The organism is Pseudomonas sp. p1(2021b) (assembly GCF_020151015.1).
Classification (GTDB): domain Bacteria; phylum Pseudomonadota; class Gammaproteobacteria; order Pseudomonadales; family Pseudomonadaceae; genus Aquipseudomonas; species Aquipseudomonas putida_K.
The window spans coordinates 1,771,063-1,782,192 of sequence record NZ_CP083746.1 but is presented as its reverse complement, the minus strand read 5'-3'; the positions used below and the strand labels follow the sequence as shown (position 1 = coordinate 1,782,192).

Below are 11,130 nucleotides of genomic sequence, written 5' to 3'. Positions count from 1 at the left end.
TACAACGCGTCTGGAGCTGATCGCCACCGGGCGGTTGCACGAACGGCTGCAAGCCTTGTAACGAGCATGCTGGTAAACTGCCGGCCAGCATTGTTTTCAAGAGTCCTACAGCGTGGAAATCTTCAAGGAATTTACGTTCGAATCGGCCCACCGCCTGCCCAACGTCCCAGCCGGACACAAGTGCGGTCGCCTGCATGGCCACTCGTTCAAGGTCGGCCTGCACCTGACCGGCCCGCTCGATCCGCATACCGGCTGGATCCGCGACTTCGCCGAGATCAAGGCGATCTTCAAGCCGATCTACGAGCAGCTGGACCACAACTACCTGAACGACATCCCGGGCCTGGAAAACCCCACCAGCGAAGTGATCGCCAAATGGATCTGGGACCAGGTCAAGCCGCTGCTGCCTGAGCTGTCCAAGGTCCGCATCCACGAGACCTGCACCAGCGGTTGCGAATACAGCGGCGAGTGAGCCGCGCCCCGCGCCGTCATCTCCGCCAGCCCCTCACCGGCTCGCGCAAGCCGCCCCTAGCCCAGGGCGCTGTGGAGGAACGACGGCGCGATGTAACGCTGGTAATGGGCCTCGGAGAGCAGGAAGAACTCCCGGTCGATGGCATCACGCAACTGCGGCAACTCCCAATCGCGAAACTCCGGCAACAAGACCATGCCGTATGCCTCCAGGTCGCGGATCATGCGGGCGCCGCGCGCGATCAACTGGTAGGCCCAGCAATACTCGGACTGGTGCGCCAGAAAGCGGATGGAGCGCTGCTCCAGTTGCTGACGCAGGCGCGTTTTGTCGAACACCTCCAGCTTGGCCATCATCACCTGCACCAACAGGTGTTCCAGGCGCAGCCAGACGGCGCGCTTCTCGTCCTCGTCGTAGCTGTTCCAGTGGATCACTTCATGGTGGAAGCGCTTGCAGCCGCGGCATACCAGGTCGCCATAGACCGTGGAGCAGAGGCCGACGCAAGGCGTCTTGATGGATTGGTTGGACATATAGGAGCGATGGCTTTACGGCGGGACACCGGCCCATGTTAGCCCTTTGTCTAACCAGGGTCACTCGTTAAAGTCACATATGCCGCCTTACTTTCGTCCCGTTTTTACCGTAGAATCACACCGCCTTTTCAAGGCACCAATGTCCGTTGGAAGCTGTTTTCAAAGCGTCACGAGCACAGTTCATCCGGTAGAACGGCGTTGGCCGGGGCATGCCACCGTGCATGGCCCGCGCCAGCCCTCATCAGCTCACCGTTCTACAGGCGTAAAACTTTGAAAGCAGCTTCTGTAAGGATTCTCCGCGACCCTGGCTGGGCGGCCCAAAAAGCCGTGATTGCGCATGGGTGCGGGGAATGCTGGATGAGCGTCCCGGACTCCCTTTAGGGACCACTGATGAGGGTAATAACTGTGCTTGAAGCCTACCGCAAACACATCGAAGAGCGTGCCGCCCTGGGCATCGTGCCCCAGCCGCTGAACGCCGAACAAACTGCAGGCCTGGTCGAGCTGCTGAAGAACCCGCCGGCCGGCGAAGAAGCCTTCCTCGTAGACCTGATCACCCACCGCGTTCCCCCAGGGGTCGACGAAGCCGCCTACGTCAAGGCCGCTTTCCTCTCCGCTGTCGCCAAGGGCGAAGCCAAGTCGCCGCTGATCGACCGCAAGCACGCCACCGAACTGCTGGGTACCATGCAGGGCGGCTACAACATCGAAACGCTGGTTGCGCTGCTGGATGACGCCGAACTGGGCGCCGTCGCGGCCGAACAGCTCAAGCACACCCTGCTGATGTTCGATGCCTTCCACGACGTGGCCGAGAAAGCCAAGGCCGGCAACGCCAATGCCAAGGCCGTCCTGGAATCCTGGGCTGCCGGCGAGTGGTTCACCGCCCGCCCAGCCATCGCCGACAAGTACACCCTGACCGTGTTCAAGGTGCCTGGCGAAACCAACACCGACGACCTGTCCCCTGCCCCGGACGCCTGGTCGCGCCCTGACATCCCGCTGCACGCCCTGGCCATGCTGAAGATGGCCCGCGACGGCATCGAACCCCAGCAGCCAGGCTCGGTCGGCCCACTGGCCCAGATCGAAGCGGTCAAGGCCAAAGGCTTCCCGGTCGCCTACGTCGGCGACGTGGTCGGCACCGGCTCCTCGCGTAAATCGGCCACCAACTCGGTGCTGTGGTTCTTCGGCGACGATATCCCGTACGTGCCGAACAAGCGCGCCGGTGGCTTCTGCTTCGGCACCAAGATCGCCCCGATCTTCTACAACACCATGGAAGACGCCGGCGCCCTGCCGATCGAATTCGACTGCACCAACCTGGCCATGGGTGACGTCATCGACGTCTATCCGTTCAAGGGCGAAGTCCGTCGTCATGGTAGCGACGAGCTGGTCACCACCTTCGAACTGAAGACCGAAGTCCTGCTCGACGAAGTCCGCGCTGGCGGCCGTATCCCGCTGATCGTCGGCCGCGGCCTGACCGAGAAGGCCCGTGCCGAACTGGGCCTGGGTGCTTCCGACCTGTTCAAGAAGCCAGAGCAGCCTGCCGACACCGGCAAGGGCTTCACCCTGGCCCAGAAGATGGTCGGCCGCGCCTGCGGTCTGCCGGAAGGCCAGGGCGTGCGCCCGGGTGCCTACTGCGAGCCGAAGATGACCACCGTCGGATCCCAGGACACCACCGGCCCGATGACCCGCGACGAGCTGAAGGACCTGGCGTGCCTGGGCTTCTCCGCCGACCTGGTCATGCAGTCGTTCTGCCACACCGCGGCCTATCCGAAGCCGATCGATGTCACCACCCACCACACCCTGCCGGATTTCATCCGCACCCGTGGCGGCGTGTCCCTGCGTCCAGGCGACGGCATCATCCACAGCTGGCTGAACCGCATGCTGCTGCCTGACACCGTCGGCACCGGCGGCGACTCGCACACCCGCTTCCCGATCGGCATTTCCTTCCCGGCCGGTTCCGGCCTGGTGGCCTTCGCCGCCGCCACCGGCGTCATGCCGCTGGACATGCCGGAGTCGGTCCTGGTTCGCTTCAAGGGCAAGCTGCAGCCTGGCATCACCCTGCGTGACCTGGTCCACGCCATCCCTTACTACGCCATCCAGCAGGGCCTGCTGACTGTCGAGAAGAAGGGCAAGAAGAACATCTTCTCCGGCCGCATCCTGGAGATCGAAGGCCTCAACGAGCTGACCGTCGAACAAGCCTTCGAGCTGTCCGACGCCTCGGCCGAGCGTTCCGCTGCCGGTTGCACCATCAAGCTGCCGGAAGAGTCGATCGCCGAGTACCTGAAGTCCAACATCACCCTGCTGCGCTGGATGATCAGCGAAGGCTACGGTGACGCCCGCACCCTGGAGCGCCGCGCCCAGGCGATGGAAGCCTGGCTGGCCAAGCCGCAGCTGCTGTCCGCCGACGCCGATGCCGAGTACGCCGCGGTCATCGAGATCGACCTGGCCGACGTCAAGGAGCCTGTGCTCTGCGCGCCGAACGACCCGGACGACGCCCGCCTGCTGTCCACCGTTGCCGGCGACAAGATCGACGAAGTGTTCATCGGTTCGTGCATGACCAACATCGGCCACTTCCGCGCTGCCGGCAAGCTGCTGGACAAGGTCAAGGGCGGTATCCCGACCCGTCTGTGGCTGGCCCCGCCAACCAAGATGGATGCCCACCAGCTGACCGAGGAAGGCTACTACGGCATCTACGGCAAGGCCGGTGCGCGCATGGAAATGCCAGGCTGCTCGCTGTGCATGGGTAACCAGGCACGTGTGCAGACCGGTTCGACCGTGGTCTCCACCTCGACCCGTAACTTCCCGAACCGCCTGGGCGACGCTACCAATGTCTACCTGGCTTCGGCCGAGCTGGCCGCGGTTGCCTCGATCCTCGGCAAACTGCCGACCGTCGAAGAGTACCTGCAGTACGCCAAGGACATCGACAGCATGGCTGCCGACGTCTACCGCTACCTGAGCTTCGACCAGATCGCCGAGTTCCGCGAAGCGGCAGCCAACGCCAAGATCCCAGTGGTCCAGGCGTAAGCTGAGCAGTACGCTGTAAACGAAAGCCCCGGCAGCGATGCCGGGGCTTTTTTGTGGGCCATGCCGGGCCAATCGCGGGACAAACCCGCACAGGTCAGTACCTACCTGGGAGCGACGCCGCACCTGTGGGGGCTTGTCCCGCGATTGGGCCAGCATGGCCGCCCTCAAATGACGAATAGATCGACGAACCGCTGCACCGCCGTCCCTTCCAACCGCGCCTGATCCTTGCACAAGGCAAAGATTTCATCGCAACGCTGACGGGCAAACCGCGTCGCCAGGTTTTCCCGGAACTTGGCCTCCAGCAACGGTATCCCCTCCCCGCGCCGACGCCGATGCCCGATCGGGTACTCCACCACCACCTGCTCGGTATGGGTGCCGTCCTTGAAGAACACCTGCAGGCCATTGGCAATGGAACGCTTGTCCGCCTCCAGGTACTCGCGGCTGAACCGCGGCTCCTCGACGACTTCCATCTTCTCGCGCAACCGGTCGATGCTCGGGTGCACCGCGTGGAAGGCATCTTCGTAGTACTCGGCCACCAGGTCACCGAAGATCAGCGGCACGGCAACCATGTACTGCAGGCAATGATCGCGGTCGGCCGCGTTGGCCAACGGGCCGACCTTGGAAATGATGCGTATCGCCGATTCGTTGGTATTGATGACGATGCGGTCGACTTCATGCAGGCGATTGCGCACCTGGGGGTGCAAGGCCACCGCGGCCTCGCAGGCCGTCTGGGCGTGGAATTCCGCCGGGAAGCTGATCTTGAACAGCACGTTCTCCATCACATAGCTGCCGAACGGCTGTGGCAGGTGCAATATCCGCTGCTCGGCGGGCTTGAGCGCCAGGTCTTTATTGGTGTGGCTGAAGGACACATCGTAGAAGCCCCATTGCGGCGCCGTCAGCACGCCAGGCACGCCCATCTCGCCACGCATGGCAATATCGGCCAGGCGCACGCCGCGGCTGGAAGCATCACCGGCTGCCCAAGACTTGCGCGAGCCGGCATTGGGCGCATGACGGTAGGTGCGCAGCGCCTGGCCATCGACGAAGGCATGGGACAAGGCCGAGAGCATCTGTTCGCGATTGGCCCCCATGAGCCGTGCGCACACTGCGGTGGAAGCGACCTTGACCAGCACCACATGGTCGAGGCCGACTCGGTTGAAGGCGTTCTCCAGCGCCAGCACACCCTGGATCTCGTGGGCCATGACCATAGCCTCGAGCACGGTACGCATGGTCAGGGGCGGCTCGCCGTCGGCCACGCGCTTCTGGGAAAGGTGATCGGCGACCGCGAGGATGCCGCCGAGGTTATCCGAAGGGTGCGCCCATTCGGCAGCGAGCCACGTGTCGTTGTAGTCCAGCCAACGCACGGTGCAGCCGATGTCCCAGGCCGCCTTGACCGGATCCAGGCGGTAGGAAGTGCCAGGTACCCGCGCACCGTGTGGGACTACGGTACCTTCGACCAGCGGGCCGAGGTGCTTGGTGCATTCAGGGAAGCGCAGCGCCAGTAAGCCACAGCCCAATGTGTCCATCAGGCAGTTGCGCGCGGTGTCCAGGGCCTCGACCGACTCGACGCGGTAGTCGAGCACATAGTCGGCGATGGTCTGCAGCACCCGGTCGTAATCCGGGCGGTCATTGAGGTCTACGTTGGCGCTCATTGTCTGGCTCCCTGGGAGTGAGGGGCTGCCTTGCAGCCCATCGCGGGACAAGCCCGCTCCCACAAGTACACCGCTACTCTCACGGCTGCAGCGTACCTGTGGGAGCGGGCTTGCCCCGCGATGGGCCACAAAGCGGCCCCTCTCAATAAAAGCCGAGCACCAGGTGCGTGTTAGAAACTATCGCCAGGTACGCGTACCCAACCCTCCATCAACACGCGAGCGCTGCGGCTCATGATCGCTTTAGTCACGGTCCATTCACCGTCCACCTTGCGCGCCTCGGCGCCGACGCGCAAGGTGCCGGATGGGTGGCCGAAGCGCACGGCGCTGCGCTCGCCCCCGCCGGCAGCGAGGTTGACCAGCGTGCCGGGGATCGCTGCCGCCGTACCGATGGCCACCGCCGCGGTGCCCATCATCGCGTGGTGCAGCTTGCCCATCGACAGCGCCCGCACCAGCAGGTCGATGTCAGCGGCTTCGACCTGCTTGCCGCTGGAAGCAGTGTAGGCGGTCGGCGGCGCGACGAAGGCCACCTTGGGCGTGTGCTGACGCCCGGCAGCCTGGTCGATGTGTTCGATCAAGCCCATGCGCACGGCGCCATGGGCGCGAATGCTCTCGAAACGGGCAAGCGCGGCAGGGTCGCCGTTGATCGCGTCCTGCAACTCGGTACCGGTATAGCCGATGTCGGCCGCATTGACGAAAATGGTCGGGATACCGGCGTTGATCAGCGTTGCCTTGAACGTCCCGACGCCCGGCACCTGAAGGTCGTCCACCAGGTTGCCGGTGGGGAACATGGCGCCACCGTCGCCGTCTTCGTCGGCGGCCGGGTCGAGGAACTCCAATTGCACTTCGGCGGCCGGGAAGGTCACACCGTCCAGCTCGAAGTCACCGGTCTCCTGCACTTCGCCTTCGGTGATCGGCACATGGGCGATGATGGTCTTGCCGATGTTGGCCTGCCAGATGCGCACCGTGGCGATGCCGTTGTGCGGGATGCGCGCCGCATCCACCAAGCCGGCGCTGATGGCGAAGGAACCAACGGCGGCTGACAGGTTGCCGCAGTTTCCGCTCCAGTCGACGAAGGCCTTGTCGATGGCGACCTGGCCGAACAGGTAGTCGACGTCATGCTCCGGACGGGTGCTGCGCGAGAGGATCACGGTCTTGCTGGTGCTGGAGGTGGCACCGCCCATGCCGTCGATCTGCTTGGCGTAGGGGTCGGGGCTGCCGATTACCCGCAGCAACAGGGCGTCACGGGCAGGCCCGGGTTGCTGGGCACGTTCGGGCAGGTCCTGCAGGCGGAAGAATACGCCTTTGCTGGTGCCGCCACGGATGTAGGTGGCGGGAATCTTTACTTGCGGTACATGTGCCATGTTCAATTCCTGTCTTGCGCAGCCCCCTGTGGGAGCGGGTTCACCCGCGAAAGCGTCCGATCAGAAAACAATGTTGTATCTGCTGACGCATTCGCGGGTAAACCCGCTCCCACAGAGGATCGCGCTGCTCTTGATTAGGCAGTGCCTTCGAGGAAATCCTGGGCAAAGCGCTGCAACACCCCGCCCGCCTCGTAGATCGACACTTCTTCGGCGGTATCCAGGCGGCAGGTCACCGGCACCTCGACCCGCTCGCCGTTGCGCCGGGTGATGACCAGCGTCAGGGTCGCCCGCGGCGTGCGCGCACCCAGCACGTCGTAGGTTTCGCTGCCGTCCAGCTCCAAGGTCTTGCGGTTGGTGCCCGGCTGGAACTCCAACGGCAGCACGCCCATGCCCACCAGGTTGGTGCGGTGGATGCGCTCGAAGCCTTCGGCGACGATCGCTTCGACACCCGCCAGGCGCACGCCCTTGGCTGCCCAGTCACGGGACGAGCCCTGGCCGTAGTCGGCACCAGCGACGATGATCAGCGGCTGCTTGCGCTGCATGTAGGTCTCGATCGCCTCCCACATGCGCGTCACCTTGCCTTCCGGCTCGATGCGCGCCAGCGAACCTTGCTTCACGCTGCCGTCTTCGTTGCGCACCATCTCGTTGAACAGCTTGGGGTTGGCGAAGGTCGCGCGTTGGGCGGTCAGGTGGTCGCCACGGTGGGTCGCGTAGGAGTTGAAGTCCTCCTCCGGCAGGCCCATCTTCGCCAGGTACTCGCCTGCGGCGCTGTTGGCCATGATCGCGTTCGAAGGTGACAGGTGGTCGGTGGTGATATTGTCCGGCAGCACCGCCAACGGGCGCATGCCGCGCAGGGTACGCTCGCCGGCCAGGGCTCCTTCCCAGTAGGGCGGACGGCGGATGTAGGTGCTCATCGGGCGCCATTCGTACAGCGGCGCCACCTTCGGCCCCTTGTCCTCCTCGATAGCGAACATCGGGATGTAGACCTTGCGGAACTGCTCGGGCTTGACCGCCGCACGCACCACCGCATCGATCTCTTCATCGCTCGGCCAGATGTCCTTGAGGCGGATTTCCTTGCCATCCACCACGCCCAGCACATCCTTCTCGATGTCGAAGCGGATGGTGCCGGCGATGGCATAGGCCACCACCAGAGGTGGCGACGCGAGGAAGGCCTGCTTGGCGTACGGGTGGATGCGCCCGTCGAAGTTGCGGTTGCCCGACAGCACGGCGGTGGCATACAGGTCGCGGTCGATGATTTCCTGCTGGATCTTCGGGTCGAGCGCGCCGGACATACCGTTGCAGGTGGTGCAGGCGAAGGCGACGATGCCAAAGCCCAGTCGCTCCAGCTCCTTTTCCAGCCCCGCCTCTTCCAGGTACAGCTGCACGGCCTTGGAACCAGGCGCCAGGGAGGATTTCACCCAAGGCTTGCGCGCCAGGCCCAGCTTGTTGGCGTTGCGCGCCAGCAGGCCTGCCGCGATCACGTTGCGTGGGTTGCTGGTGTTGGTGCAGCTGGTAATGGCGGCGATGATCACCGCGCCGTCCGGCATCTGGCCAGGCACTTCTTCCCAGGCACCGGCAATGCCCTTGGCGGCCAGGTCGCTGGTGGCGACACGGGCGTGCGGGTTGGACGGGCCGGCCATGTTGCGCACCACGCTGGAGAGCTCGAAGCGCAGCACGCGCTCGTACTCGACCTGGCCCAGGCTGTCGGCCCACAGGCCCGTGGCTTTGGCATAGGTTTCCACCAGCTTGACCTGCTGCTCTTCGCGGCCGGTCAGCTTGAGGTAGTCGATGGTCTGCTGGTCGATGGCGAACATCGCCGCAGTGGCGCCGTATTCGGGGGCCATGTTGGAGATGGTGGCGCGGTCGCCCAGGGTCAAGGCGCGAGCGCCTTCACCGTAGAACTCGAGGTACGCGCCGACCACCTTCTGCTTGCGCAGGAATTCGGTCAGGGCCAAGACCAGGTCGGTGGCCGTGATGTTCGGCTGCAGCTTGCCGGTCAGCTCGACGCCGACGATTTCCGGCAGGCGCATCCACGAGGCGCGGCCGAGCATGACGTTCTCGGCCTCCAGCCCGCCGACGCCGATGGCGATCACACCCAGCGCATCGACGTGCGGGGTGTGGCTGTCGGTGCCGACGCAGGTGTCCGGGTAGGCCACGCCACGGTCGCTGTGGACCACCGGCGACATCTTCTCCAGGTTGATCTGGTGCATGATGCCGTTGCCCGGCTGGATCACATCGACGTTCTTGAACGCCTTCTTGGTCCAGTTGATGAAGTGGAAGCGGTCTTCGTTGCGACGGTCTTCGATGGCGCGGTTCTTCTCGAAGGCCTGTGGGTCGAAGCCGCCGCACTCCACGGCCAGGGAGTGGTCGACGATCAACTGGACCGGCACCACCGGGTTGACCTGGGCCGGGTCGCCGCCCTTGTCGGCGATGGCATCGCGCAGGCCGGCCAGGTCCACCAGGGCGGTCTGGCCGAGGATGTCATGGCACACCACGCGCGCCGGGAACCAGGGGAAGTCGAGGTCGCGCTTGCGCTCGATCAGTTGCCCGAGGGACGCATCGAGGGTGGCGGGGTCGCAACGGCGCACCAGGTTCTCGGCCAGCACGCGGGACGTATAGGGCAACCCGTCGTACGCGCCGGGCTTGATCGCCTCGACCGCCGCACGGGCATCGAAGTAGTCCAGGTCGGTGCCTGGCAGGGGCTTGCGGAATGCGGTGTTCATATCGTTATCCGGCTCGGTCACGGTGTTCGGAATGCAGGTCTGGCCACGAGGGCGCTACGCGCCCCTTTCGCGGCACAAGGCCGCTCCTACAGGTATTGCGCCGTCCTTGTAGGAGCGGCCTTGTGCCGCGAAAGGGCTGCAAGGCAGCCCCTGCGGTTTCAGCTCAGCGCTGCTCGATCGGCACGAACTTGCGCTGCTCGACGCCGACATATTCGGCGCTCGGGCGGATGATGCGGTTGTTGGCACGCTGCTCGAAGACATGCGCGGCCCAGCCGGTCAGGCGCGAGCAGACGAAGATCGGGGTGAACAGCTTGGTCGGGATGCCCATGAAGTGGTACGCCGAGGCATGGTAGAAGTCGGCGTTGGGGAACAGGCGCTTCTGCTCCCACATGGTCTTGTCGATGGCCTCGGAGACCGGGTACAAGACCTTGTCGCCCACCTGGTCGGCCAACTGCTTGGACCAGCCCTTGATCACCTCGTTGCGCGGATCGGACTCCTTGTAGATCGCATGGCCGAAGCCCATGATCTTGTCCTTGCGCTCGAGCATGCGCAGCAGCTCGGCCACGGCCTCCTGCGGGCTCTGGAAGCGCTCGATCAACTCCATGGCGGCCTCGTTGGCGCCGCCGTGCAGCGGGCCGCGCAGCGAACCGATGGCGGCGGTGATGCACGAGTACAGGTCCGACAGGGTCGAGGCACAGACGCGGGCGGTGAAGGTCGAGGCGTTGAATTCGTGCTCGGCGTAGAGGATCAGCGAGACGTTCATCACCTTGACGTGCAGCTCGCTCGGTTTCTTGCCGTGCAACAGGTGCAGGAAGTGGCCGCCGAGGGTGTCTTCGTTGCTGGTGCAGTCGATGCGCACACCGTGGTGGGTGAAGCGGTACCAGTAGCACATGATCGCCGGGAACACGGCCAGCAGGCGGTCGGTCTTCTCGCGCTGCTGCTCGAAGGTCAGTTCCGGCTCCAGGGTGCCGAGCACCGAACAACCGGTGCGCATCACATCCATCGGGTGGGCGTCGCGCGGGATGCGCTCGAGCACTTCCTTGAGCGCCTGGGGCAGGTCGCGTAGGCCCTTGAGCTTGCGCTTGTAGTCGTCCAGCTCGGCCTGGCTCGGCAGCTCGCCGTACAGCAGCAGGTAGGCCACTTCCTCGAATTCGGCACCGGCCGCCAGGTCGCGGACGTCGTAGCCACGGTAGGTCAGGCCGGCACCGGCCTGGCCCACGGTCGACAGCGCGGTCTGCCCGGCCACCTGGCCACGCAGGCCCGCGCCACTGAGTACTTTTGCTTCGGCCATGGTGTGTTCTCCTTTCTTGAATTTGTTATCGAATCTTGCTGGCTAAACCCAGGTGGACGGTCCAGCCCTATCGCCGGCTTGCCGGCGATGAGGCCATC

At 64.7% G+C, this 11,130-nt stretch carries 7 protein-coding genes; 2 read left to right on the top strand and 5 right to left on the bottom strand.

Translation table 11 applies throughout. The features are described 5' to 3' along the window. Positions 1 to 112: 112 nt before the first annotated feature. Complete coding sequence (gene queD / locus K8374_RS08215) at positions 113 to 469, top strand: 6-carboxytetrahydropterin synthase QueD (protein WP_224458606.1); 357 nt, start codon at positions 113 to 115, stop codon at positions 467 to 469. Between the two features lie 56 nt (positions 470 to 525). Here queD and K8374_RS08210 read toward each other — a convergent pair whose 3' ends face one another. Continuing rightward, positions 526 to 993 (bottom strand): DUF1289 domain-containing protein, encoded by a 468-nt coding sequence (locus K8374_RS08210; RefSeq protein ID WP_224458605.1) that lies wholly within the window; start codon positions 991 to 993, stop codon positions 526 to 528. Positions 994 to 1,398: 405 nt separating this feature from the next. Here K8374_RS08210 and acnB point away from each other — a divergent pair, with 405 nt between their 5' ends. Continuing rightward, the gene (gene acnB / locus K8374_RS08205; RefSeq protein WP_224459291.1) at positions 1,399 to 4,008 is read left to right on the top strand and encodes a bifunctional aconitate hydratase 2/2-methylisocitrate dehydratase; all 2,610 of its coding nucleotides are present in this window, start codon (positions 1,399 to 1,401) and stop codon (positions 4,006 to 4,008) included. Between the two features lie 164 nt (positions 4,009 to 4,172). Here acnB and prpD read toward each other — a convergent pair whose 3' ends face one another. From prpD to prpC, 4 genes are all read right to left on the bottom strand, one after another. Further along, entirely contained in the window at positions 4,173 to 5,657 is a 1,485-nt protein-coding gene (gene prpD / locus K8374_RS08200) for a 2-methylcitrate dehydratase (protein WP_224458604.1), read from the bottom strand. Between the two features lie 170 nt (positions 5,658 to 5,827). Next, positions 5,828 to 7,018 carry a 2-methylaconitate cis-trans isomerase PrpF gene (gene prpF / locus K8374_RS08195; protein WP_224458603.1) on the bottom strand — a complete coding sequence of 397 codons (1,191 nt, stop codon included), beginning with the start codon at positions 7,016 to 7,018 and terminating at the stop codon, positions 5,828 to 5,830. A gap of 134 nt (positions 7,019 to 7,152) precedes the next feature. After that, on the bottom strand, positions 7,153 to 9,741 hold the full coding sequence (gene acnD / locus K8374_RS08190) for a Fe/S-dependent 2-methylisocitrate dehydratase AcnD (RefSeq protein WP_224458602.1): 2,589 nt from the start codon (positions 9,739 to 9,741) through the stop codon (positions 7,153 to 7,155). A gap of 163 nt (positions 9,742 to 9,904) precedes the next feature. Continuing rightward, positions 9,905 to 11,032 (bottom strand): 2-methylcitrate synthase, encoded by a 1,128-nt coding sequence (prpC, locus tag K8374_RS08185; protein WP_224458601.1) that lies wholly within the window; start codon positions 11,030 to 11,032, stop codon positions 9,905 to 9,907. Positions 11,033 to 11,130: the final 98 nt, after the last annotated feature.

Bases quoted from the DNA above. Each gene is read 5' to 3' on its own strand.
- K8374_RS08210 (WP_224458605.1), bottom strand. From the start codon at position 993: ATGTCCAACCAATCCATCAAGACGCCTTGCGTCGGCCTCTGCTCCACG.
- prpD (WP_224458604.1), bottom strand. From the start codon at position 5,657: ATGAGCGCCAACGTAGACCTCAATGACCGCCCGGATTACGACCGGGTG.
- prpF (WP_224458603.1), bottom strand. From the start codon at position 7,018: ATGGCACATGTACCGCAAGTAAAGATTCCCGCCACCTACATCCGTGGC.
- acnD (WP_224458602.1), bottom strand. From the start codon at position 9,741: ATGAACACCGCATTCCGCAAGCCCCTGCCAGGCACCGACCTGGACTAC.
- prpC (WP_224458601.1), bottom strand. From the start codon at position 11,032: ATGGCCGAAGCAAAAGTACTCAGTGGCGCGGGCCTGCGTGGCCAGGTG.